The organism is Microbacterium dextranolyticum, assembly GCF_016907295.1.
Lineage (GTDB): Bacteria > Actinomycetota > Actinomycetes > Actinomycetales > Microbacteriaceae > Microbacterium > Microbacterium dextranolyticum.
In genome coordinates, this window is record NZ_JAFBBR010000001.1 from 1,302,595 (window position 1) to 1,325,018 (window position 22,424).

Annotated in this window: 21 protein-coding genes and 2 tRNA genes; 16 read left to right on the forward strand and 7 right to left on the reverse strand. The window is 70.1% G+C overall.

The genetic code is table 11. The features are described from left to right. The first annotated feature begins 214 nt into the window (after positions 1-214). Genes sufB through JOE64_RS05895 form a run of 5 tightly spaced genes read left to right on the forward strand, consistent with a single transcriptional unit; the run spans position 215 to position 4,299 of the window. The gene (sufB, locus tag JOE64_RS05875; RefSeq protein WP_204963391.1) at positions 215-1,633 is read left to right on the forward strand and encodes a Fe-S cluster assembly protein SufB; all 1,419 of its coding nucleotides are present in this window, start codon (positions 215-217) and stop codon (positions 1,631-1,633) included. Then, a complete protein-coding gene (gene sufD / locus JOE64_RS05880; protein WP_204963392.1) occupies positions 1,633-2,850 on the forward strand; it encodes a Fe-S cluster assembly protein SufD in 1,218 nt (405 codons plus the stop codon). Before sufB ends, sufD begins: the two co-directional genes overlap by 1 nt. Next, positions 2,847-3,176 (forward strand): non-heme iron oxygenase ferredoxin subunit, encoded by a 330-nt coding sequence (locus tag JOE64_RS05885; protein ID WP_204963393.1) that lies wholly within the window; start codon positions 2,847-2,849, stop codon positions 3,174-3,176. Before sufD ends, JOE64_RS05885 begins: the two co-directional genes overlap by 4 nt. A 13-nt stretch (positions 3,177-3,189) precedes the next feature. Beyond that, positions 3,190-3,960 (forward strand): Fe-S cluster assembly ATPase SufC, encoded by a 771-nt coding sequence (sufC, locus tag JOE64_RS05890; protein WP_204963394.1) that lies wholly within the window; start codon positions 3,190-3,192, stop codon positions 3,958-3,960. A 9-nt stretch (positions 3,961-3,969) separates the two neighbouring features. Continuing rightward, positions 3,970-4,299 (forward strand): metal-sulfur cluster assembly factor, encoded by a 330-nt coding sequence (locus JOE64_RS05895; protein ID WP_204963395.1) that lies wholly within the window; start codon positions 3,970-3,972, stop codon positions 4,297-4,299. A gap of 48 nt (positions 4,300-4,347) precedes the next feature. On the opposite strand, the gene JOE64_RS05900 is transcribed toward JOE64_RS05895, so the two are convergent. Continuing rightward, positions 4,348-5,400, reverse strand: coding sequence for an aminotransferase class V-fold PLP-dependent enzyme (locus JOE64_RS05900; RefSeq protein ID WP_204963396.1), 1,053 nt, complete (start codon positions 5,398-5,400; stop codon positions 4,348-4,350). A 79-nt stretch (positions 5,401-5,479) separates the two neighbouring features. Between JOE64_RS05900 and JOE64_RS05905 the strand changes: the two genes are divergently transcribed. Further along, the gene (locus JOE64_RS05905) at positions 5,480-6,502 is read left to right on the forward strand and encodes a LysR family transcriptional regulator (protein ID WP_204963397.1); all 1,023 of its coding nucleotides are present in this window, start codon (positions 5,480-5,482) and stop codon (positions 6,500-6,502) included. A gap of 10 nt (positions 6,503-6,512) precedes the next feature. Next, on the forward strand, positions 6,513-8,027 hold the full coding sequence (gltX, locus tag JOE64_RS05910; RefSeq protein WP_204963398.1) for a glutamate--tRNA ligase: 1,515 nt from the start codon (positions 6,513-6,515) through the stop codon (positions 8,025-8,027). A gap of 24 nt (positions 8,028-8,051) precedes the next feature. Here gltX and JOE64_RS05915 read toward each other — a convergent pair whose 3' ends face one another. Next, positions 8,052-10,301, reverse strand: coding sequence for an ArnT family glycosyltransferase (locus JOE64_RS05915; protein ID WP_204963399.1), 2,250 nt, complete (start codon positions 10,299-10,301; stop codon positions 8,052-8,054). Between the two features lie 141 nt (positions 10,302-10,442). Between JOE64_RS05915 and JOE64_RS05920 the strand changes: the two genes are divergently transcribed. Further along, positions 10,443-10,514: transfer RNA gene (locus JOE64_RS05920), tRNA-Gln, on the forward strand. A gap of 166 nt (positions 10,515-10,680) precedes the next feature. Next, positions 10,681-11,094, forward strand: a complete 414-nt coding sequence (locus JOE64_RS05925; protein WP_204963400.1) for a hypothetical protein — start codon at positions 10,681-10,683, stop codon at positions 11,092-11,094. Positions 11,095-11,125: 31 nt separating this feature from the next. Here the strand turns inward: JOE64_RS05925 and JOE64_RS05930 are convergent, their stop codons facing one another. Beyond that, complete coding sequence (locus tag JOE64_RS05930) at positions 11,126-11,812, reverse strand: HEAT repeat domain-containing protein (protein WP_204963401.1); 687 nt, start codon at positions 11,810-11,812, stop codon at positions 11,126-11,128. Between the two features lie 182 nt (positions 11,813-11,994). Here JOE64_RS05930 and JOE64_RS05935 point away from each other — a divergent pair, with 182 nt between their 5' ends. Continuing rightward, positions 11,995-12,681: a phosphatase PAP2 family protein gene (locus JOE64_RS05935; RefSeq protein ID WP_204963402.1), complete on the forward strand. Its 687-nt coding sequence runs from the start codon at positions 11,995-11,997 to the stop codon at positions 12,679-12,681. A 7-nt stretch (positions 12,682-12,688) separates the two neighbouring features. Here JOE64_RS05935 and JOE64_RS14500 read toward each other — a convergent pair whose 3' ends face one another. The 3 genes from JOE64_RS14500 to JOE64_RS05945 are packed head-to-tail and all read right to left on the reverse strand — an operon-like array spanning position 12,689 to position 16,288. Then, on the reverse strand, positions 12,689-13,018 hold the full coding sequence (locus JOE64_RS14500) for a diacylglycerol/lipid kinase family protein (protein ID WP_239531718.1): 330 nt from the start codon (positions 13,016-13,018) through the stop codon (positions 12,689-12,691). Then, positions 13,018-14,211 carry a bifunctional phosphatase PAP2/diacylglycerol kinase family protein gene (locus JOE64_RS05940; protein WP_239531719.1) on the reverse strand — a complete coding sequence of 398 codons (1,194 nt, stop codon included), beginning with the start codon at positions 14,209-14,211 and terminating at the stop codon, positions 13,018-13,020. Before JOE64_RS05940 ends, JOE64_RS14500 begins: the two co-directional genes overlap by 1 nt. Before the next feature lie 10 nt (positions 14,212-14,221). Further along, entirely contained in the window at positions 14,222-16,288 is a 2,067-nt protein-coding gene (locus JOE64_RS05945) for a DUF262 domain-containing protein (protein WP_204963403.1), read from the reverse strand. A 127-nt stretch (positions 16,289-16,415) separates the two neighbouring features. Here JOE64_RS05945 and JOE64_RS05950 point away from each other — a divergent pair, with 127 nt between their 5' ends. The 5 genes from JOE64_RS05950 to JOE64_RS05970 all read left to right on the forward strand — a co-directional run bounded on the left by JOE64_RS05950 (position 16,416) and on the right by JOE64_RS05970 (position 21,451). Next, positions 16,416-17,189 (forward strand): hypothetical protein, encoded by a 774-nt coding sequence (locus tag JOE64_RS05950; RefSeq protein WP_204963404.1) that lies wholly within the window; start codon positions 16,416-16,418, stop codon positions 17,187-17,189. 164 nt (positions 17,190-17,353) lie between these two features. Next, positions 17,354-18,136 (forward strand): DeoR/GlpR family DNA-binding transcription regulator, encoded by a 783-nt coding sequence (locus tag JOE64_RS05955; RefSeq protein WP_204963405.1) that lies wholly within the window; start codon positions 17,354-17,356, stop codon positions 18,134-18,136. Continuing rightward, positions 18,133-19,086, forward strand: a complete 954-nt coding sequence (locus JOE64_RS05960) for a 1-phosphofructokinase family hexose kinase (RefSeq protein ID WP_204963406.1) — start codon at positions 18,133-18,135, stop codon at positions 19,084-19,086. The genes JOE64_RS05955 and JOE64_RS05960 overlap by 4 nt, the downstream gene beginning before the upstream one ends. Positions 19,087-19,113: 27 nt before the next feature. Next, complete coding sequence (locus JOE64_RS05965) at positions 19,114-21,147, forward strand: PTS fructose transporter subunit IIABC (RefSeq protein ID WP_204963407.1); 2,034 nt, start codon at positions 19,114-19,116, stop codon at positions 21,145-21,147. A 37-nt stretch (positions 21,148-21,184) separates the two neighbouring features. Continuing rightward, positions 21,185-21,451, forward strand: coding sequence for an HPr family phosphocarrier protein (locus JOE64_RS05970; RefSeq protein WP_204963408.1), 267 nt, complete (start codon positions 21,185-21,187; stop codon positions 21,449-21,451). Positions 21,452-21,555: 104 nt separating this feature from the next. On the opposite strand, the gene JOE64_RS05975 is transcribed toward JOE64_RS05970, so the two are convergent. After that, positions 21,556-22,188: an MBL fold metallo-hydrolase gene (locus JOE64_RS05975; protein ID WP_204963409.1), complete on the reverse strand. Its 633-nt coding sequence runs from the start codon at positions 22,186-22,188 to the stop codon at positions 21,556-21,558. 119 nt (positions 22,189-22,307) lie between these two features. Between JOE64_RS05975 and JOE64_RS05980 the strand changes: the two genes are divergently transcribed. Further along, positions 22,308-22,383 (forward strand) — tRNA-Glu (locus JOE64_RS05980). The last annotated feature ends 41 nt before the right edge of the window (positions 22,384-22,424 follow it).

A 22,424-nucleotide genomic window follows, 5' to 3' on the forward strand; every position in this document is an offset into this window, starting at 1 on the left:
GGGAGCGTTGCCTGTAGACTCGGATGGTGGGACCGGCTCCGCGCTGCGGGCCGGATCCACTCACAGTCTAGGCGCGCGAACCGCGCGCGAATCCCTGACGCACACGGCCCTGAAAGCGGCATCCCACCCCCGTGCACGACCCTCCATCGTGAGTCACACGAGGTCCTGGGAATGCCGGAGCGGATGACACCGCCGGGCACGAAGGAGGCAAGCGATGTCGGATGTGCTCATCGACCGACCGGAGCTGGACGGACTCGGCGTCTACGAGTTCGGCTGGCACGACCCCGACGCCGCGGGTGCCAGCGCCAAGCGCGGGCTGTCCGAGGCGGTCGTCCGCGACATCTCGGCGCTGAAAGCCGAGCCCGAATGGATGCTGAAGACGCGCCTCAAAGGCCACCAGCTCTTCGGTCGCAAGCCCATGCCCACGTGGGGCGCCGACCTGTCGGAGATCGACTTCGACAACATCAAGTACTTCGTGCGCTCGACCGAGAAGCAGGCGCAGTCCTGGGAGGACCTCCCCGAGGACATCCGCAACACGTACGAGAAGCTCGGCATCCCCGAGGCCGAGCGTGCGCGCCTGGTCGCCGGTGTCGCCGCCCAGTACGAGTCCGAGGTGGTCTACCACCAGATCAACGAGGAGCTCGAGAAGCAGGGTGTCATCTTCATGGACACCGACACGGCGCTCCGTGAGCACCCCGAGTTCTTCCAGGAGTACTTCGGCACGGTCATCCCGGCCGGCGACAACAAGTTCGCCGCACTGAACACCGCCGTGTGGTCCGGCGGCTCGTTCGTCTACGTGCCGCCGGGCGTGCACGTCGAGATCCCGCTGCAGGCCTACTTCCGCATCAACACGGAGAACATGGGCCAGTTCGAGCGGACGCTCATCATCGCGGACGAGGGCTCGTACGTGCACTACATCGAGGGCTGCACGGCCCCGATCTACAAATCGGACTCGCTGCACTCGGCCGTCGTCGAGATCATCGTGAAGAAGAACGCCCGCGTGCGCTACACGACGATCCAGAACTGGTCGAACAACGTCTACAACCTCGTCACCAAGCGCGCCGTGGCCCACGAGGGAGCGACGATGGAGTGGATCGACGGCAACATCGGATCCAAGGTCACGATGAAGTACCCGTCGATCTTCCTCATGGGCGAGCACGCCAAGGGCGAGACCCTGTCGGTCGCCTTCGCCGGTCCCGGTCAGCACCAGGACGCCGGCGCGAAGATGATCCACATGGCGCCGTACACGCAGTCGTCGATCGTCTCGAAGTCGATCGCCCGCGGTGGCGGGCGCGCGGGGTACCGCGGCGAGGTCCGCGTCGCTCCGGAGGCGCACCACTCGGCCAACACCGTGCGCTGCGACGCGCTGCTCGTCGACACGATCTCGCGGTCGGACACCTACCCCGCGATCGACATCCGCGTCGACGACGTGCAGCTCGGGCACGAGGCGACGGTGTCGAAGGTCAGCGAAGAGCAGCTGTTCTACCTCATGAGCCGGGGGATGCCCGAGGACGAGGCCATGGCGATGATCGTCCGCGGCTTCATCGAACCGATCGCGCGCGAGCTGCCCATGGAATACGCCCTCGAGCTCAACAAGCTCATCGAGATGGGCATGGAAGGATCCGTCGGCTGATGACGACAGCGACCCAGACCCCCGCCGGGACATCGGCGGAGGGTCACATCGACCCTGCGGCCACACTGACCGGCGGCGGCTTCGTCCCAGTGCAGACGCGCTCGGAGCGACCCACGTCGTTCGAGCCGGCCGACTTCGGCGCACCCAGCGGGCACGAGGTCAACTGGAAGCACACCCCGCTCGCCCGCATCGCGCACCTGCTGCGCGACGAGCCCGCCCCCAGCGACGTCATCGGCGTCGAGGTGAGCGCCCCCGCCGGCGTCGAGCAGGCCCGACTGGCGGCCGGCGAGGCCCCGCGCGGCGAGGTGTTCCGGCCTGAAGACGTCGCGAGCGCCATCGCCTGGTCGCAGGAGGCGGAGGCGCCGCTCATCCGCATCCCGGCCGGTGTCGAGCTCGACGAGCCCGTCATCGTCCGTCTCACCGGCCGCGGCGGCGTCGCGCACGCGCACGTCGTCATCGAGGCCCAGCCGCACGCCCGGGGCACCGTCATCCTGCGCCACGAGGGTGCGGCCGAGCAGCTGCAGAACGTCGAGATCATCGTTCGTGACGGCGCGGCCCTCACCGTCGTCTCGGTGCAGCGCTGGGACGACGGGGCCGTGCACCTGGCATCCCACCAGGCCCGCGTCGACCGTGACGCCTCGCTGACCCATGTGGTCGTCAGCCTCGGCGGCGGCGTCGTGCGCGTCAACCCGTCGGTGGAGCTCGCCGGCGCCGGCGCCTCGGGCAAGCTCTACGGCCTGTCGTTCGCCGACTCGGGGCAGCACCTCGAGAGCCAGGTGTACCTGCACCACAAGGGTCCGCACACCGTCGGCGACGTCCTCTACAAGGGCGCGCTCCAGGGTGCGGGCGCACGCAGCGTCTGGATCGGCGACGTGCTGATCGGCCCGGATGCCACCGGAACCGACTCGTACGAGGCGAACCGCAACCTGGTGCTCACCGACGGCGCACGCGCCGACTCGATCCCGAACCTGGAGATCGAGACGGGCGACATCCTCGGCGCCGGCCATGCGAGTGCGACCGGGCGTTTCGACGACGAGCAGCTCTTCTACCTGCAGGCGCGCGGCATCTCCGAGGACGAGGCGCGACGCCTCGTCGTCCTCGGCTTCCTCTCCGAGATCGTGCAGAAGATCGGCATCGACGAGCTGCACGACGAGCTGATCGAGGCGATCGAGGCGGAGCTCGCCCTCACCCAGGGCATCGTGGAGGCATCCGCATGACCGCGCAGAAGGTGCTGAACCTCAGCGAGCTCGAGCAGGACACTGCCGTCCGCGTCGTCGTTGACGACGTGCCGATCGCGGTCGTGCTCGACGCGGAGGGCGAGGTGCACGCGATCGGCGACACCTGCACGCACGGCGACGTTTCGCTCGCCGACGGCTTCGTCGAGGGCGACACCCTCGAGTGCTGGGCGCACGGATCGGCGTTCTCGCTGCGCACCGGTCGCCCCCTGAACCTGCCGGCGTACGAGCCGGTGCCCGTCTACGAGGTCGTGATCGACGGGGACGATGTCCTCATCGACCCGGCCGTCCGCAAAGAAGTGAACTGAAGAGGTATCTGACATGGCTGTTCTCGAGATCCGCGACCTGCATGTGACCGTCGAGACCGAGGCGGGGCAGACCCCGATCCTCAACGGTGTCGACCTGACCGTCCGCACGGGCGAGACCCACGCGATCATGGGCCCCAACGGGTCGGGCAAGTCGACGCTCGCCTACACGATCGCCGGACACCCGAAGTACACCGTGACGTCGGGCTCGATCACCCTCGACGGAGAAGACGTCCTGGAGATGTCGGTCGACGAGCGTGCGCGCGCGGGCCTGTTCCTCGCGATGCAGTACCCCGTGGAGATCCCCGGCGTGACGGTCACGAACTTCCTGCGTACCGCCAAGACCGCGATCGACGGCGAAGCGCCGGCGATCCGCTCCTGGACCAAGGACGTCAAGGAGTCGATGAAGAACCTGCGCATGGACCCGAAGTTCGCCCAGCGCAACGTCAACGAGGGCTTCTCGGGTGGCGAGAAGAAGCGCCACGAGATCCTGCAGCTCGAGCTGCTGAAGCCGGCGATCGCCGTGCTCGACGAGACCGACTCGGGCCTCGACGTCGACGCGCTGAAGATCGTCTCGGAGGGCGTCAACCGCGCCAAGGACGCGACCGACCTCGGTGTTCTGCTGATCACGCACTACACGCGCATCCTGCGGTACATCCAGCCGCAGTTCGTGCACGTGATGGTCGCCGGTCGCATCGTCGAGGAGGGCGGACCGGAGCTCGCCGAGCGCCTGGAGAACGAGGGCTACGATCGCTTCGTCGACCCTGCCGCTCCCATCGAAGCCTAGGATCGAGCCATGACCGCGACTCTCACTCCCGAGAAGTACGACGACGTCACCGAGGCGCTCAAAGACGTGATGGATCCCGAGCTCGGGATCAACGTCGTCGACCTGGGACTCATCTACGACCTCTCCTGGGACGAGGAGAACGACGCCCTCGTCATCCATATGACGCTGACGTCGGCGGGATGCCCGCTCACCGACGTCCTCGAAGAGCAGACCGCGCAGGCGCTCGACGACGTCGTGGAACGCTTCCGCATCAACTGGGTGTGGATGCCGCCGTGGGGCCCTGAGCGGATCACCGACGACGGGCGCGACATGATGCGCGCACTCGGGTTCGCGATCTGAGATCCTCTGCACAGTGCCCACCCGCTTCGGCGGGTGGGCACTGTCGTGTCAGCGGCCGAGCGCGTCGGCGGCCAGATCGACGTCGCCGCTGTCGTTGAAGACGTGGAACGCGACGCGTGCGCATCCGTTGCGGCCCGAGGCGACCACCCCCGCGGCGGTGAGCCGGGCCAGGTCGCATCCCGTGGCATCCGGCCAGGTCACGATCGCGCTGGGGCACTCGGGCTCGGCGATGCCGAGGCGGGCGCGGAAGGCCGCGGCGAGCCCGGTCGCGTGCTCGTACAGGGCGTTCAGGTCGGCCTCGGCGAAGGCGCGCAGCGCCGGTTCCGCGCCGACGAAGGCCTGCCACGCGGGTGAGACGTCGAAGCGGCGGGCGCACGCGGCGAGATCGGCGCCGCCGCCGTAGCACGACTGCCACGGGTCGCCCCCGGCGTACCAGCCCGCCTGCACCGGTCGGAGTGTGCGCGCATAGTCGCGGCCGACCGCCATGAAGGCGACTCCGCGGGGGCAGCAGAGCCACTTGTACGCGTGACAGAGGAGCGCGTCGACCCGGGCGGCGTCGACCGGCATCCAACCGACCGCCTGGGTCGCGTCGCAGACCGTCCGCGCACCGACGCGCTCGGCCGCATCGCACACGGCGTCGAGATCGGCGACCTCACCCGTCGCGGACTGCACCAGCGAGAACGCCACGAGGGTCGTGCCGGGGCGAATCGCCTCCGCGAGACGCGAGAGCGGGGCGGAGCGGACGCGGATGCCGCGCCCGGCGTGCACGAACGGCAGGACGAGGGACGAGAACTCATCGTCGGGCACCAGCACCTCGGCGCCGTCGGGGAGGGCGGCGGCGAGGGCCGAGACCTGCACCGAGGTCTGCGCCCCGATGGCGACGCGATCGGCACCGACGCCGACGAGTCGCGCGAAGTGGGCACGCGAATCCTCGACGGCGACGCTGAAGGACGCGACGTCGGGTGCGGCGGAGAAGGCGGACACGATGGCGTCGCGCGTGGCGGCGAGGGGGAGTCCTGCGGTGCAGGCGGCGAGGTAGCCTCTCGGCGCGTCGAACTGGCGCCGGAGCGGGGCGAGGGCGTCGAGCGTCGCGGTGAGCATGGCATCCAGCCTCGCGCGCGATGATTCATGCGTCTACGGCAAGTATCGCATGAGAAACATGCCGTGAGATGATGAGTGAATGGATGACCTGGCCGCCGATCTCGATCTGCAGAGCCTGCGGATCGTTCGCGCGATCGGCGACACGGGCTCGATCACGGGCGCGGCTGCCGTGCTCGGATACAGCCAGCCGACGATCAGCCAGCACCTGCGTCGGCTCGAGTCGCGCCTCGACATAGCGGTGGTCGAACGGGTGGGGCGCGGCGTGCGTCTCACCGAGGCCGGGCGGATCCTCGCGCGCCACGCGGTCGAGGTGATGCTCGCGGTCGAGGCGGCGGCGGAGGAGCTCGCCCAGCTGCAGGGACTGCGCACCGGTGTCGTGCGGCTGGTCGCCTTCCCGTCGACATCGCCGGTCATCGTGCCGCGCGTGATCGCCGCACTCGCCGCCGCGCACCCGGGGCTGACGCTCACCTACGTCGAGGCCGAGCCCCCCGAGGCCGTCGAGGCGATCCGTGAGGACCGCGCCGACATCGCCCTCACTTTCAGCTATCCCGGAGACCGTGCCGATCCCCATGGCGCGAGTGCCCGGGGCTTGTCGGTGCGGGGCATCGGCAGCGACGACCTCATGCTCGTGTTGCCCTCCGGTCACCCGGCGGCGCGGTCGCTGCCGGGGATGATCGACGTCGCGGCGCTCGCCGATGAGACCTGGATCGCCGGGTGCCCCCGCTGCCGCGGGCACCTTCTGGAACTGTGCGGCAGAGCGGGATTCTCACCGCGCATCGGCTTCGAGACCGACAACGCCGTCGCGGTCGAAGGGCTCGTCGCGCAGGGCATCGGCATCGCCACGCTGCCGCGCATGGCGGTCGAGTCGTTCCCCCCGCTGGCCGGTGTCGTCGCCGCTCCGCTCCCCGCGGTCGAGGCCCGCCGGCTGCACCTGGTGACGGCGCGCGACGCCGAGCGCGTGCCGTCGTTGCGGGCAGCCCTTGACACGGTGCGCGCGGTGCTGGGCGAGCGGCTCGGCGCGGTGGCGCCGGGTCGCGCCGAACCCGGAGAGTCGACGGACGCGGCGACGCGGGCCACGGGGCATCCGGCCGCCGCGAACTAGACTGCAAGGGATGTCTGCCGCGATCCATCCCCGAACCACCACCGCCTCCGGAGCCGACGTCCGCGTGCGGTTCTGCCCCTCGCCGACGGGTCTGCCGCACGTCGGCATGGTCCGCACGGCCCTGTACAACTGGGCCTACGCGCGCCACACCGGCGGCAAGCTCATCTTCCGCGTCGAAGACACCGACGCCGCCCGCGACAGCGAGGAGAGCTACCGCCAGCTCGTCGACGCTCTCACGTGGCTCGAGATCGACTGGGACGAGGGCGTGGAGAAGGGCGGCCCGCACGGGCCGTACCGCCAGTCGCAGCGCTGCGAGGTCTACGCCGAGGCGCTCGACAAGCTCATCGCGTCGGGTGCGGTCTACGAGTCGTACTCGACGGCGGAGGAGATCGACGCGCGCAACGAGGCATCCGGCCGTGCGAAGCAGCTCGGCTACGACAATTACGACCGCGATCTCACCGACGAGCAGAAGGTCGCCTTCCGCGCCGAGGGCCGCGAGCCGGCGTGGCGTCTGCGTGTTCCCGAGCACGACCTCACCTACGTCGACCTGATCCGCGGCGAGGTGACCTTCCCCGCCGGATCCTTCCCCGACTTCGTCGTGGTGCGTGCCGGTGGGCAGGCCCTCTACACGTTCACCAACCCGGTCGACGATGCGCTCATGGGCATCACCCACGTGATCCGCGGTGAAGACCTCATGCCCTCGACCGCCCGGCAGCTGTCGCTCTACGCGGCACTGATCGAGGCGGGCGTGACCGACTTCATGCCGCGCTTCGGACACATGCCGCTCGTGCTCGGCGAGACCGGCAACAAGAAGCTCTCCAAGCGCGACCCGCAGGCGGACCTGTTCCTGCTGCGCGACCGCGGTTTCATCCACGAGGGACTGCTGAACTACCTGTCGCTGCTCGGCTGGTCGCTCGCCTCGGACCGCGACGTCTTCTCGCGCGACGAGCTCGTTGCCGCGTTCGACATCGCCGATGTGAACCCCAACCCGGCCCGCTTCGACCAGAAGAAGGCGGAGTCGATCAACGGCGACCACATCCGCATGCTCGCGCCCGCGGACTTCGCGGCGCGTCTCGTGCCGTACCTCGCCGCGGCGGGTCTCGTCTCGCAGCCGCTCACCGAGAGCGAGCAGGCGATGCTGGATGCCGCCGCGCCGCTCGTCCAGGAGCGGATGCAGCTGCTGGGCGACGCACCGGGCCTGCTCGGTTTCCTCTTCCGCGACGAGGTCGCCTACGAGGACGACGCTCTCGGCGGGCTCCCCGCGAATGCCGGTGAGGTTCTCGTGGCATCCGTGGGTGCCCTCGAACTCGTACCCGAGCAGGGCTTCACCGCCGCCGCCGTGCAGGATGCCCTCGCCGCGGCGCTCATCGAGGGACTCGGTCTGAAGCCCCGCGTCGCGTACGGACCGTTGCGTGTCGCGCTCAGCGGGCGCCGTGTCTCGCCGCCGCTGTTCGAGTCGATGGAGCTGCTCGGCAAGGCCGAGTCGATCCATCGCCTCGACACGCTCGTGCAGCGCATCGGCTGACCGCACCGCGCGGGAGCGGCGGCCTCACGATCCGCAGGAGTACAGATCCGGGACGGCGGGGTCGTCGACGGGCGTGCACGACGCCAGCACCCAGGCGCGGATCTGGCCGGACGACGTTGAGGTGTCGGTCCCGCCCTGCCCACCGGACGGGGCTGCTGTGCGCGCACCGAACCCGTGCGTCGTGCCCGCACCTGTGGCGCCGGCGGTCCCGGCAGAGGCTGGTATCGCGGGGGACATGCTCGACCCCATGAGCACGTAGCGCAGGTGCCCCGACGCGACGAGCTGCTGGAAGGCGTCGAGCGTCGGCACCGGGTCGCGGTCGTCGAAGCCGCCGATCGGCAGGACCGAACCGCCGTCCGAGGCGATGATCAGACTCGCCGCGCTCTGCGCGCCGAAGGTCGCCGCGAGGTAGCTCGTGCCCTGCTGATGAGCGGTCAGCCAGGCGACCGTGCGGGCGGATGCCACGGTGTCGGACTCCATGATCGCGCCGAGGCCGCCGAACCGTGACGTCGATGTGGCACCGCCGGAGGATCCGCTGTGTGTGAGCGCGCCGCCCTGCGACCGGGCGGAGTCGCCGCCGGTGACGCCCTGCGCGGCGCCGCCCGAGCCGCGGGTCGTTCCGGTGCCGTCGCCCATCGTGTGCTCACCGGCGCCGCCCCGCGCTGCAGTGCCTGTCGGCGTCTGGCCGCTTGCGGAGGTACCGGGGGCCCCGCCGCCGCCCGCCGTCCCTCCGGCGCCCTGGCCGTAGGGAAGCGACCCGCGCGCCGAGCCACCGCCGAACCCGCCGTGGCCGCCCATCCCCATGCTGCCCATCGCGGCGACACCGGCGGCGGTCGGGTTGGTGGAGTTGGGTGACCACATGGTGACGACCGACCACGCGGCCGGCGTCAGCAGCAGAGCCACGACGCCGACGGCGGCGGTCACCGGCATCCGCCGACCGCGACGGCTCTCGATGATCAGCAGGACGACCACGCAGGCCTCGAGCACCACCTGCACGATCGCGACCGGCAGACTGAACGTCGCGGCCCCGTCACGCGCGAAAGCGATGCTGATGAGGAGCGCCGTGAGAGCGGCGACACCGGGCAGGGCGATCTGCGCCCACAGCACACCGGCGCGTCGAGCGAGGGCGAACGCCGTGCCGATCAGCAGCGCCATCGGGATCGCGAGCGAGGCCGTGTAGAACTGATGCATGCCGGCGACGACCGAGAACATCGCGGCGAAAGTCGCCAGCCAGACTGCGCCGAACACGAGCAGCGGAGTGCGGAAGCGGAGGATCGCCAGGATCACGATCGCGAGGATCGCGGTGGGGATCATCCAGCCGATCTGGTCGGCGAGCGAGGCGTTGAGCAGCCGCAGGGTCGACGCGCTGCCCGAGAAGGGCGGCGTGAACGAGCGGTAGGCGGTGGCATCCGCCGTGTCGTCGCCGAAGCGGCCGAGACCGTTGTAGCCGAACACCATCTCCCACGGGTTGTTCGTGAGGGTACTGCCGATGTACGGGCGGTCGGATGCCGGGACCAGCGACACCGCGACGATCCAGATGAGCGAGGCACCGAGGCTGAGCGCACCGGCGACCGCGAGGTGCCAGACGCGTCGCCACCAGCTCTGCCGGGTGCAGAGGTAGGCCGCCGCGAGGGCGGGCCACACAGCCCACGATTCCAGCATGTAGGTCTGGAATCCCACGGCGATGAACGCCCCCGACAGCAGCAGCCAGCCGAGACTGGCTCTCTGCAGCGCGCGGGTCGCCGCCCACGCCGTGAGCGAGAGGGCGAGTACGAAGAACGTCTCGGGCTGGTTGGAGCGTGCGACGGCGACGAGGATCGGGGTCGTCGCGACCACGGCGCCGGCGACGACCCCGGCGAGGGGGCCGGCCCAGCGGCGGGCGGTGACGGCGGTCACAACGGCCGCGGCCGCTGCAGCGAGGGCGTTCGGCACGATCACCGCGGCGGGCGAGAAGCCGAAGATGCGCACGGCCAGGGCCGGGATCCAGAAAGATCCCGGGATCTTGTCGAGGGTGACGGTGCCGGCCGGGTCGAACGAGCCGAAGAAGAAGTTCGGCCAGCTCTGGCTCATCGAGAGGGCGATCGACGCGTAGTAGGTCGACATCGATCCGCCGACGCTCCACGCCGTCATGACGAGCGCGACGGCCGCGATGCCGATCATCGCCCAGGTCCACCCGCCGCCGCGCCACCGCCGGACCGCCGAGCGCGCGTGCGCGGATGCCCCGGCGGAGGGGGAGGCGCCGGAGGAGGGAAGAGGAGCAGCGAGCGAGGTCACGTGGACACGGTACGAACCGTCGTCAAGCGCGAATCCAGCGGCGGCTATCAACTCGCCGTGATCGCCACGACCGTCTCGGTTTGGACGACGTCTGATCGTGGGCTAAGCTAGACCCTCGGTACGACTTCGGTCGAATCCCCATGGGGTATGGTGTAATTGGCAACACGGCGGTTTCTGGTTCCGTTGTTCTTGGTTCGAGTCCAGGTACCCCAGCAGTCACGACAAGCCCGGAAACACTGGTCAGACCAGTGGTCCGGGCTTTCGTCTTCTGCATTGCGGGAAGCACTTCTCGGGTCCTCGTGCGCGGGCGCCGACACGGTCGCCTGAGAGGATCGACCCATGCGGGGGAGCGGGCGCTTTCCCGAGGATAGGGGGAAGCATGACCATCCGCACACTCACCCGTGCACTCGTCCCGGCGGCCGCCGCGATGGCGGCGCTGAGCCTGGCCGCGTGCACGTCGTCGGGCTCGACGCCGGCATCGCCGGGCCCGATCGGGGGCACCGTCATCGCGCCGGTGACGATGGCGGCCGGTGAGCTTCAGGGCGCGACGGTCGACCTGATCGTCGGCCAGGTCCTCAACATCAGCACCGGCGACCTCGCGACCGACAGCTACTCCGGAACGGTCGCCGACACCGCGGTGGCGACCTTCACTCCTGGGCGCACCGATGCGGGAGCGGTCTTCAACCCCGGTGTGAAGGCGGTTGCCGTCGGCGCGACGTCGGTGACGCTGAAGAACACCCAGGGCGGCATCCAGCCGCTCGAGTTCACCGTCGTCGTCACGACCAAGAACTGACGCGCACGTCTCCCGCGCGGACGGCTCCGGATCAGAGCAGGGCGGCGAGGCGCTTCTTCCGCTGGTTCTCCCGCACGATCCACGCGACATCGGGGTCGGTCGTGTCGAGAGCCTGGAACATCGACAGACCCGCAGCGGGGTCGGCGGCGACGGCGATGCTCCAGCAGTAGCCGAGTGCCTGCCGCAGTGTGCGCACGTCGTCGGAGCGGCGCACGCTGGCGGGGATGCCCACGAGGTGCGCGGTCGCACGGCGGCAGCAGTCGAGTGCCGCCGCCGCGCCGTTCGGCGTGCGCAGCAGGCGAGGTTCGCAGATCGCGGCGATCGCGGCGCGCATCACCAGCGGATTCGGGTCGTCGACCCAGACGCCGACTGTCTCGATCAGCGCACCGAGGTCGCTGTTGCCGAGCAACTGCAGTCCGGTCGCCACGCCTTCGCGCACGCGCCATCGACCGTCGGTGGCGAGGCTGCGGGCGTGGGCGGCGTCGAGCGGGTCCTGCGCGCGGAGCGCGAGCGCGGCCGCAGCACACATCACGGGGTACTCTCCGCCGTCGTGCAGCAGCGCTTCGATCTCCGCAGGCCCCGCCGCCAGGGCGACATCGTGCAACAGTGCCAGGTTCGCCCGTGGCCCCGGAAGGCCCGAGTTCTCCGTGAGAAAGGCCGGCCACGCCGAGGGTTCGCGCACCGCGAGCTGTGCCGTCCACGGTGACCCACTCGCCATGAGGCGACGCTACTCTCGTGCGTCGACGTGCGGCGAGAGTCGAACCGGATCAAAGCTCCGTGATCGCATCAGGAATGCAGCGCCGTCAGCAGGCCGGTCAGCGCGAACGTAGCGACCGCCGGAAGGCGGGGACGTTGATCGCACTCGTGCCGCGGTGCTTGCGGACTCGCTACTCTCACGGGATGACCGAACGATCGGGGCGGGTCATCACACCCGTGATCACTGCGACTGCGGCATCCGTCGTGTTCGGACTGCTCCTGCTCGCCGTGATCGCGCGCTGGGCCCCGCTCTTCACGCTCGACGATCTCGTCGCGCGGACGGCGCACGACATCGGCGACGCACACCCGTCGTTCGTCGTGTTCTGGCGCGCCGTGTCGCTCGCCTGCGAGCCGCTCGTCTTCCGCATCGTGGCGATCGTCGCCCTCGTCATCGTCTGGGTGCCCGTGCGCCGCCATGGCCGCGGTCGTGCCCGCGACGTGCGGATGCCCGTGACGATCGCCGCGGCGACGGTGCTCGTCGGCGGCATCCTGCCCGTTCTGGTCAAGGCGATCGTCGGTCGCCCGCGACCGGTGGAAGCCCTCATCGCCGCGGCGCAGACGTCATTCCCGTCCGCGCACGCGTTCGGAATCACGACCGCGGCGCTGTGCGGGGTGCTCCTTCTTCGCGTGCTCGATGCGTCGCAGGTGGCTCGCCGATGGGCTGCGCTCGCCGCCGGGGCGCTCATCGCGCTCGTGTGCGTGGCGCGGGTGGCGCTCGCCGTCCACTACGTCAGCGATGTGGCCGCCGGCGTTGCGCTGGCCGTCGCGTGGGTGGCCGGCGTCGACGCGGTGACGAGACGGTGGATCGCGCCGGCACCCCGCCGCGGCTGACGGTGGGTCAGCGCGCCCGTCGAGCTGCGGGGGCGATGACGGTGAGCGCGCGGGGCAGCACGCGGGCATCGATGCGGTCGATCTGTTCGCCCAGCTCACCGTCGCGGGCGATGCGGTAGGGCCCGTCGGGAAGGTCGAAGTGGTACTCGGCGTCGGAGTACTGCTGGTACCGCCGGTTGCGTTCGATGCGCCCGGTCAACAGATCGAGCAGCACCCGCGCGCGCGAGCCGAGCCGACTCACTCCGAGCAGACGCAGATCGAGGCGGCCGTCGTCGAGCGTCGCGCGATGGACCGGCGCGAGTCCCCGTGGCTCGTATCGTCCGTTGCCGAGGAACATCAGGCTGAACCGGGCGTCGACGCTGCCGCCGTCGAGCGCACAGCCTGGGCCGGACCGAGCGTGCGCACCGCCGCGACGACGGCGGCAAGCGGCTTGCCGATCCGGTGTTCGTTCCGCTCGCGGATCGCCACGAAGTCGGTGTAGGCGCCGACCGACGCGGTGTTCACGAAGACCTTGCCGTTGACCTCGCCGAGGTCGACCTTCGCGACGGTGCCCGCCTGCACGGCCTGGATCGCGGTGCGCAGCGGGAACATCCCGAGGTCTTTCGCGAAGTGGTTGAAGGTGCCGGCGGGGAAGACGGCCAGCGGGATGCCCTGGTCTTTCGCCGCGGCAGCCGCGCGCTGCACGGTGCCGTCGCCGCCGGCCACGGCGAGCACTTCGCAGTCCGCCGCGGCCTCGTCGATCGCCGCACCGTAGTCACCGGTTCCGGCGCCGAGCTCCACGATCCGCATCCGAGGGAGCGCCCGTCGCACCTCCGGAAGGATCCTGCCCGCGTGACCCGACCCCGACGCCGGATTGATGACGAGGGTGATCCCGTCGCCGTCGGGACGAGCGGTGCCCGCCCGCACCGTGAGGTCGTCGTGCATCGGGTCGATCCGCTCGACGGGCACGAGCCGCGTCGTGAGCCACGCGACGGCCTCGCCGAGGGCGAAGCCGGCCGCGACGTCCGACGGATAGTGCGCTCCCGTCGCGACGCGCGAGAAGCCCACGAGACCGGCGAGGGCCCGGAGCGGAACCGACAGGATGGGCCATTCCGCCGACACCCCGGCGGCGAACGCCATCGCGCTCGCCGAGTGCCCGCTCGGGAACGAGGTCGACGTCGGGATGCGGTGCGCGAGGCGCTGCTGCGGGAACTGCGCGAGCGAGGGGCGGGGGCGTCGATGCAGGCGCTTGGAGACCTGATTGGCGATGAGGCTGGTGATCCCGATCGAGACGAGTCCGCGCACCGCGCCGCGGCGCGCGCGGGGTCGCCCGGTCAGAGCGAGAATGCCCGCGATCCCCATCCACAGCAGAGAGCGGTCCGCGGCGCGCGTGAGCGGCGGCATCGTGGCATCCAACAACGGGCTCTGCGTATGCGCCACCGCGTCGAACACGGCGATGTCGAGGGCATCGACCTGTCGACGCACGCCTCGCCACCGGCGGGCGTCCGCCGTCGGGGTTGAGCGTCTGCTGTTCTCGCGCCTGGTCGCCATCGAACCTCTCTCAGGGCATCGCGTCGCCGATGTAGCTGTACTTGAGGAAGACCTCAGACGCCCATCCTGCCTCGTCGAGCACGCCCTGCACAGCGGAGAGCATGTAGGTGGAATCCCAGCCCATATAGAGGTAGTGTCCCTCGGCGATCTCGTCCCACTGGCCGTTCCACGCCATCGCCGGGTAGACCGGACCACCGCGGCGCGCGCTGAAGTCGAGGACAGCCTGGCGCGACGGCTCGGATTCCGTCCACAGGCGCCGGAACACCCGGTTGAACAGGTAGCGCACATCGGGAACCTCCCAATGCTCGCCGCGGAATTCGACGTAGTCGAACTCGCGTTCCCAGCCGCGCGGCCACCCGCGACGCTTCTTGGCATCGAGGATGGGGGTGAGGTTGTCGTCGTCGATGCTCACCACCGCGGGCCGGCGCCACACCTCGAAGAAGCGCTCGGTGAGCAGGGCTGTGCGTGCGGCGATCGCCGCCGTGCTCCAGACGGATGCCGCGGCGACCTCTCGCGTCAGGTCTATGCCGCTGGCCGCATACGCGGTGCGCTTGGCGGGGAACGACGCGTCGAAGACACGCTCGGCGAGGTCCTGCTCGAGCACCGTGAGGTTCCCGAGAGTGCGTGCGAGGGCACGAAAGCTGTTCTGCTCGTCGTCGGAGAGCTCGGCCCACCGCCGCGATCCGTCCGGTGACCAGTCGTCCGACGGGGCGATCGGCACCACGTGCTCGACGTCGACGGGAGTCGAGGCGGACACACCCGCGAGCCTTCCCAGCACGTAGTGCGCGTGCGGGAGGTCGCCGTATTTGAGGCCCACGCGGGTGCGTTCGTCCGAGGGTGTGATGCGGGCGATCGCATGCACCAGCTCGCCGCGCCCCTGCTCAGCCGCGCGACACAGCCGCGCGACGAGCCGATCGGTCGTGGTGCCGACGATCTTCCGTCGCAGCAGCAGCGACTGCAGCTGCTCGAGCGAGGCGATGAAGTCGTCAGTCCCGAGGGCACCGTGCGCGTGATCGTGCGACAGCCGCAGCACGAGGGGGAAGATACCGCGACCGAAGGTGCCGACGTAGGCCAGCTGCTGCCCGATCTGCGGCTCGGATGCCGTCTGCGGGTCGAGCAGCACGCCGTAGATCTCCGCGAACTCGCGCCACTGGGCCGCGCGCTCGCGAAGGGTGTCGACGTCGAGGCGAGGGAACTCCTGACGGAACGCGTCGTACACCCCGCGCCCGCCGACCGTCGTGACCTCTCGCCCGGTCAGCATCACCAGGTAGTGGCGCCAGAACGCGCCGATCTGCTCGCCGGTGGCCTGTTCGATCGGCAGCCAGTAGTCGTTCTCGATCTCGCTCTGCTGATCGTGGGTCAGACCCATCAGCACGTAGTTGTGGATGAGCTCGTGATCGCGCAGCGGCTCACCGGTGGAGTTCAGGCTCTCGAACGTCTGCTGCGCGTTCGCATCCGGACCGAGCGTGATCGACACGTGCTCGAGCTTCTGCAGCCCACGCCAGATCGCGGCGGCTTCGCCCGGTCGGATCTGGCTGCGGAAGAACGCGTAGTTGTCGTCGAAGCGCGACTCGCGGGTCGCGTCGGCGGGGGAGCGGCGGTCGAGCACGACGCTCTCGAAGACCTCGGCCCAGGCCCGATGCGGACGCAGCTTCGTGCGGTCCGGATCGCCGGCGCGCACGAGCACACGTTCGAGCTCCGCGGCCAGCGTCGGGTCGTCTTCGCGCAGCGTGTGATGGAGTGCGGCGACGAGCAGCATGAGAGTGGTGAGACGCTGCTGGCCGTCGATGAGAACCAGGTGCGCCGTGGCATCCTCGTCATCGCCGGACGACGCCGTGGAGAGGATCGAGCCGATGAAGTGGGAATCGGTCGCATCGGCCTGGGATACGGCGCGGATATCGCTCAGCAGCTGTTCGCATCCGCCGATGTCCCACCGATACTGCCGCTGGTAGACGGGCACGACGATGGTGGTGTCGGATGCCGCGAGCCACCCGATCGTGTTGACCGCGGTGGCCTCGACGTTCGCGGCGCGAAGGGAGGCGGGGGAGGTGTCGGGGGCCGTTGTCACAGTGCTCATCGTCCGCATAACGCTCCTCAGGAAAACCTCGGTCGAGTCTAATGGCGTCTGCGGACGGCCTCTGTAGGCTTGCCTAAGTCGGGCCTGTAAAAACTTCGCTTGACCGACAGAAAGGGCATGATCCGTCATGGCATACATCAAGAGCGCCGCTCTCGAGGAGACCGGCTACGTCGTCCTCGACATGTACAACAACCCGATCGACCCCAAGGAATGGCTCGACGTCGAATACGTCGACTGGAAGTCCTCGGGCGACACCCGCTTCGCCCCGCTGGCCTCGGCCAAGGGCGAGATCGAGTGCAACGGCTTCTGGAACCACAAGCCGCCGCGCACCGACAAGGACGGCGTCTGGATCGACTCGCAGACCGAGATCGCGCCGACCCTCACCGCCCGCGCCAAAGAGCCCGGCGCGAACGTCGGCCGCTGCCGCATCATCGAACTGCAGCCCAACACCTACGCGGACTGCCTCTACAACCTGCACCAGGACGACAACAACCGTCTGAACCCGGATGGCACCGGCTGGGTCGTGCGCGGCTTCTTCAACCTGACGGACGACAAGACGAGCTACTTCGTCCTGCGCGAGAACCGCACCGACCCGAGCGAGGAGACCCGCATTGCCCTCCCCGCCGGCGCGCAGCTGATCGTCGACACGCAGCGCCTCTGGCACGCCGCCACCCACCCCGGCGACGAGCCTCGCTACTGCCTCATCACGTCGTGGGAGTCGGGCCCCGAGCTCGACGCCTACATCGCCAAGTACAACGGCGTGAACAAGGTCGAGAGCTACCCGGTCGACCAGGAGATCCTCGACGCCGGTCAGATCGAGCAGGAGCGCCGCATCGCCGCTCGTGCCGCTGCGCTCGCCGCCCGCGGCCAGCAGGAGGTCACGGTGATGAGCGAGGCCTGAGCCTCCTCCACCCCCACGAAGGGCCCTCGCCGACCGGCGGGGGCCCTTCGTGCATCCCGGACCCGGTCCTGAGGTTTTCTCCGGCGCACGAGCACGCGAATCTGTGAACTCTTGAGTTTGTCTGTGTTCGTGTTGTAATCTGTGGGCGTCTCAAGGAGGAACAGGTGTACGCGACGGAGCGGCAGCAGCTCATTCAGCACCTCGTCACGGCAGAGGGCCGTGTCGCGGTCGTCGATCTCGCGCGCCGATTCGGCGTCACCACCGAGACGGTGCGCCGCGACCTCGACCAGCTCGAAGGCCTCGGCACGATCCGACGGGTCCATGGGGGTGCGGTTCCCCGCACGCGTGCCAGCACGGCCGAGCTCTCGCTCGCCGAGCGAACCGGTCGTGCCGGCGACGCCAAGCTCGCCATCGCGGAACGCGCGCTTCGGGCGATCCCGGTCGACTTCGAAGGCTCCGTCTATCTCGACGCCGGCACCACGACGGCGGCGATCGCCCATCTGCTGGCCCAGCGCCCCGTCGGCTTCCGCCCCCTCGAAGTGGTCACCCACTCGATGACCGTCGCGCATCTGCTTGCCGGCGCTCCCGGGCTCAGCCTCACCGCGATCGGCGGGCGGGTGCGCGGACTCACCGCAGCCGCCGTCGGAGCCGACACCGTGCGCGCGGTCTCGCGTCTGCGGCCCGACATCGCCTTCATCGGCACCAATGGGCTGTCGACGGCCTTCGGCCTGAGCACGCCCGACCCGGACGAGGCGGCCGTCAAGCGGGCCGTCATCGCCGCAGCGCGCCGCACGTTCGTCGTCGCCGATGCCGACAAGCTCGACGCCGAGCTTCTCGTGTCGTTCGGCGACCTGAGCGACATCGATGTCCTGGTCAGCGACGCGCCGCCCCACGGCGACCTCGCCGACGCCCTGAACGACGCCGACGCGGAGGTCTGGATCGCATGATCGTCACATTCACCGCCAACCCTTCCCTCGACCGTGCGGTCGCCCTGCTCGAGCCGTTGCGCCCGGGCGAGGTGCAGACAGCCGGCTCGGTCCGCGAGGACGCCGGGGGCAAGGGCATCAATGTCACCCGCGTGATCCGCGCCGCCGGCGCCGACAGTCTGGCGGTGCTGCCCCTCGACGAGGGCGACCCCTTCGGGGCGGTCCTGCGCGCGACGCACGTCCCGGTCGTCGCCGTTCCGGTGCCCGGAGCCGCCCGGGCCAACATCACGCTCACCGACGGCGACGGTGTGACGACGAAGGTGAACCTGCCCGGGGTTCCGCGAACCGCCGCCGACGGCGCGGCGCTGATCGACGCGGTCGTCGCCGCGTCGGCCGCCGCGCGCTGGCTCGTCCTCGCGGGCTCGCTGCCGCCGGGCCTGCCCGACAGCTTCTATGTCGACGTCATCGAGGCCGTCCGTGCGACGCCCGATGCCCCGCGCATCGCGGTGGACACCTCCGGGGCCGCTCTGCGTGAGGTCGTCGCCCACGGAGCCCCCGACCTCATCAAGCCGAACGACGAAGAACTCGCAGAGCTCGCCGGCGTCACCCTCGACCCCGACGTGCCCCTCGCCGCGGCGGTCGCCGTCGTCGCCGCCGGCCTCGTGCCCAGCCGCGTCGGCGCCGCCTTCGTGACGCTCGGCGGAGATGGTGCCGTGCTCGTCACCGCCGACGGCGCATGGCAGGGAACACCGCCGCCGACCCGGGTGCGCAGCACCGTCGGCGCGGGCGACAGCTCGCTGGCCGGTTTCCTGCTGGCCGAATCCTCGGGCGCGGAACCCGGCGAATGCCTGCGCAACGGCATCCGCTACGGCTCCGCCGCCGCCTCGCTTCCGGGTACACAGGCACCCGGCCCCGCAGACCTCCTCCCCGGCGACGTGCCGGTGAGGTCGATCCCACGCAACGAAGCCTGAATCCGATACCGACCACTGGAGGTCACCGTGTCCGACATCATCACGCCGGCGCTCGTCAGCCTTGACGAACCGCTCGGCACCGACAAGCGGGCGGTCATCGACGCCCTCGCCGCGCGTGTCGCCCAGACCGGTCGCGCGAGCGACGCGGCGGGCCTCGCTGCGGATGCCTGGAAGCGGGAGCAGACCGATGAGACCGGCCTTCCCGGTGGCATCGCGATCCCGCACGCCAAGAGCGCGGCCGTCCGCGAGGCGACGCTCGCCTTCGCACGGCTGAAGCCGGGCGTCGACTTCGGCGCCCCCGACGGACCCGCCGACCTCGTCTTCCTGATCGCGGCCCCCGACACCGCCGCCGAGGAGCACCTCGCGGTGCTGTCGCGGCTCGCCCGCGCGTTCATGCGCGAGGAGTTCACGAACGGGCTGCGCTCGGCCGCGACGGCGGACGACATCGTCGCCCTCGTCCACGCCGCCGTCAGTGACGCGCCCGCCGCGCCCGCGGCGGCGGCGCCGGCGCCCGTAGCGGTCGACACCGCTCTCGTCGTCGACGGCCGCCCCGCGCGCATCGTCGCGGTGACCGCCTGCGCCACCGGCATCGCGCACACCTTCATGGCGGCCGATGCCCTGACCGCGGCGGGCCAGAAAGCCGGCGTCGACCTCATCGTCGAGCCCCAGGGCTCGTCGGGCTACAAGGCGCTCCCGCAGCAGGTCATCGACGATGCCGACGCCGTGATCTTCGCCGTCGACGTCGATGTCCGCGACCAGCAGCGGTTCGCCGGAAAGCCGGTCGTGCGCGTTCCCGTCAAGAAGGGCATCGAGCAGCCCGCCGAGCTCATCGACGAGGCCGTCGCCGCCGTCGGCAACACCTTGGCCCCCCGCGTGAGCGGCAACGTCGATGCGAGCGCGTCCCGCTCGGAGGCGGGCGGCGGATCGGTCGGCAGTGCCGTCAAGCGTTCGCTGCTCACCGGTGTCAGCTACATGATCCCGTTCGTCGCCGGTGGCGGTCTGCTCATCGCCCTCGGCTTCCTCCTCGGCGGGTACGAGATCGCCTTCAACGCCGACAAGATCCTCGGCGCGTCGACGATCTGGAACCTCGGCGACACCTCGCTGATCGTGTACCTCGGTGCGGTGCTGTTCAAGATCGGTGCGCTGTCGTTCGGCTTCCTCGTGCCGGCCCTCGCCGGATACATCGCCTACGGTCTCGCCGATCGCCCCGGTATCGCACCGGGCTTCGTGGCCGGTGCGGTGGCATCCTTCATGGGCGCCGGCTTCCTCGGCGGTATCGTCGGCGGTCTGCTCGCCGGTCTCGCCGCGTGGTGGCTGAACAGCCTCGATGTTCCCCGCTGGCTGCGCGGTCTCATGCCGGTCGTGATCATTCCGCTGCTCGGGTCGATCGTCGCCTCGGGCCTCATGATCCTCGTTCTCGGCGGCCCGATCGCGTGGCTGACGCAGGCGCTGAACACGTGGCTGGGCGGTCTCACCGGCGCCGGCGTCATCCTGCTCGGCATCATCCTCGGCCTCATGATGTGCTTCGACCTCGGTGGCCCGGTCAACAAGGTCGCCTACGCGTTCGCCACCGCGAACCTCGCTGCCGGCATCGCCGGTGACGTGCGCTACCTGCAGATCATGGCCGCGGTCATGGCTGCCGGTATGGTGCCGCCGCTCGCGATGGCTCTCGCCTCGACGGTGATCGGTCGCAGCCTGTTCACAGAGCCCGAGCGCGAGAACGGCAAGGCCGCGTGGCTGCTGGGCGCCGCGTTCATCTCCGAGGGCGCGATCCCGTTCGCCGCTGCCGACATCTTCCGCGTCATCCCCGCGATGATGCTCGGCGGTGCCGTCACGGGTGCGCTGTCGATGGCCTTCGCCGTCACGAGCAAGGCGCCCCACGGCGGCGTGTTCGTCTTCTTCGCGATCGACAACTTCTGGCTGTGGCTCGTCGCCATCGCGGCGGGGACGATCATCTCGGCGTTCTCGGTCGTCGCGCTGAAGAAGTTCGCTCACCGGCGCCCCACCGAGGCCGTTTCGTCCGGCGCGGCGGGTGTATCGTCCGCTGCCGTCAGCGCTTAGTCTCGAACTCGACCATTCACGAATCCAGGAGGATCTCATGGCAGAACGTCAGGCCACCGTCGCGAGCAGCTCCGGGCTGCACGCTCGTCCCGCGAAGCTGTTCGTGCAGGCCGTGCAGCAGACCGGCGTGCCCGTCACGATCTCGGTGGAGGGCGGTCCCGACCTGAACGCGGGCAGCATCCTCACCCTGATGGGCCTCGGCGCCACGCAGGGCACGGTCGTCACGCTCAAGGCCGAGGGCGAGGGTGCGGATGCCGCTCTCGACTCCCTCGTCGAGTTCCTCGAGACGGACCACGACGCCTGAGGCGAATCCTCGCCGAACGACGGATGCCGCGCACGCCCCGTGAGGGGGTGCGCGGCATCCGTCGTTCGCGGTGTGTGCGTCGCCGTCCTTCCCGTGGCGTCCGCTCAGACCTCGACGGACTCGCCCGGCTCGAGCGCGACGAACTCGCCGCCGTTCTGCTCGGTCGCCCAGGCGAGACGCGCCCGGTGCATGTCGAGGCCGATCCGCGAGAGGGTCATGTCGTGCGTGGCGAACGCGCGGTGCGGTTTCGCGGCCAGCACGAAGTCCATCGCCTCGCCGATCTTCAGCCAGGGGGCCCCGACGGGAGCCGCGAGAAGGCGGATATCGGTGTGGCGCGGCAGCTGGTACGAGTCGCCCGGGTAGTAGAACACGTCGTTGACCAGCACTCCGACGTTCTCGACCACCGGGATCGACTCGTGGATGACGTTGTGCGTTCCGCCGTGGAAGGTCACGGTGAACGGGCCCGCGGTCACGGTGTCGCCGGGCGAGACGACGATGACGTCCGCGCCGGCCGCGGCGACGCCCGCCGTGGCGTAGACGGGCACGTCCCGTGCGGCGGCCCGCAGACGCGTCAGGTGCTCCGGCGTCCAGTGGTCGCCGTGCTCGTGGGTGATGACGACGGCGACCAGGCCGTGCAGGTCATCGAGGGGGAGGGTGAACCCGCCCGGGTCGATGATCATCGTGCGGCCCTCGAGTTCCAGCCGCAGGCAGGCGTGCTCGTGCTTCGTGATGCGCATGGGGAAAGTCAACGCCGGGCGGGTGCGCGAGGCAAGCCGCAAACCCGTTCCGGGCTCGATTTTGCGTGGGGCGATTCGTCATGGCATAATCGAACGGTTGCTTACGCAGCGAAAAGTACGGCCCCATCGTATAGCGGCCTAGTACGCCGCCCTCTCACGGCGGTAACGCGGGTTCGAATCCCGCTGGGGTCACCAACAAGAAAACCCCCGGTCATCCGGGGGTTTTCGCATATCCG

Coding starts and splice junctions, on each gene's coding strand:
- sufB (WP_204963391.1), top strand. CDS start 215: ATGTCGGATGTGCTCATCGACCGACCGGAGCTGGACGGACTCGGCGTC.
- sufD (WP_204963392.1), top strand. CDS start 1,633: ATGACGACAGCGACCCAGACCCCCGCCGGGACATCGGCGGAGGGTCAC.
- JOE64_RS05885 (WP_204963393.1), top strand. CDS start 2,847: ATGACCGCGCAGAAGGTGCTGAACCTCAGCGAGCTCGAGCAGGACACT.
- sufC (WP_204963394.1), top strand. CDS start 3,190: ATGGCTGTTCTCGAGATCCGCGACCTGCATGTGACCGTCGAGACCGAG.
- JOE64_RS05895 (WP_204963395.1), top strand. CDS start 3,970: ATGACCGCGACTCTCACTCCCGAGAAGTACGACGACGTCACCGAGGCG.
- JOE64_RS05900 (WP_204963396.1), bottom strand. CDS start 5,400: ATGCTCACCGCGACGCTCGACGCCCTCGCCCCGCTCCGGCGCCAGTTC.
- JOE64_RS05905 (WP_204963397.1), top strand. CDS start 5,480: ATGGATGACCTGGCCGCCGATCTCGATCTGCAGAGCCTGCGGATCGTT.
- gltX (WP_204963398.1), top strand. CDS start 6,513: ATGTCTGCCGCGATCCATCCCCGAACCACCACCGCCTCCGGAGCCGAC.
- JOE64_RS05925 (WP_204963400.1), top strand. CDS start 10,681: ATGACCATCCGCACACTCACCCGTGCACTCGTCCCGGCGGCCGCCGCG.
- JOE64_RS05930 (WP_204963401.1), bottom strand. CDS start 11,812: ATGGCGAGTGGGTCACCGTGGACGGCACAGCTCGCGGTGCGCGAACCC.
- JOE64_RS05935 (WP_204963402.1), top strand. CDS start 11,995: ATGACCGAACGATCGGGGCGGGTCATCACACCCGTGATCACTGCGACT.
- JOE64_RS14500 (WP_239531718.1), bottom strand. CDS start 13,018: ATGTTCCTCGGCAACGGACGATACGAGCCACGGGGACTCGCGCCGGTC.
- JOE64_RS05940 (WP_239531719.1), bottom strand. CDS start 14,211: ATGGCGACCAGGCGCGAGAACAGCAGACGCTCAACCCCGACGGCGGAC.
- JOE64_RS05945 (WP_204963403.1), bottom strand. CDS start 16,288: ATGAGCACTGTGACAACGGCCCCCGACACCTCCCCCGCCTCCCTTCGC.
- JOE64_RS05950 (WP_204963404.1), top strand. CDS start 16,416: ATGGCATACATCAAGAGCGCCGCTCTCGAGGAGACCGGCTACGTCGTC.
- JOE64_RS05960 (WP_204963406.1), top strand. CDS start 18,133: ATGATCGTCACATTCACCGCCAACCCTTCCCTCGACCGTGCGGTCGCC.
- JOE64_RS05970 (WP_204963408.1), top strand. CDS start 21,185: ATGGCAGAACGTCAGGCCACCGTCGCGAGCAGCTCCGGGCTGCACGCT.
- JOE64_RS05975 (WP_204963409.1), bottom strand. CDS start 22,188: ATGCGCATCACGAAGCACGAGCACGCCTGCCTGCGGCTGGAACTCGAG.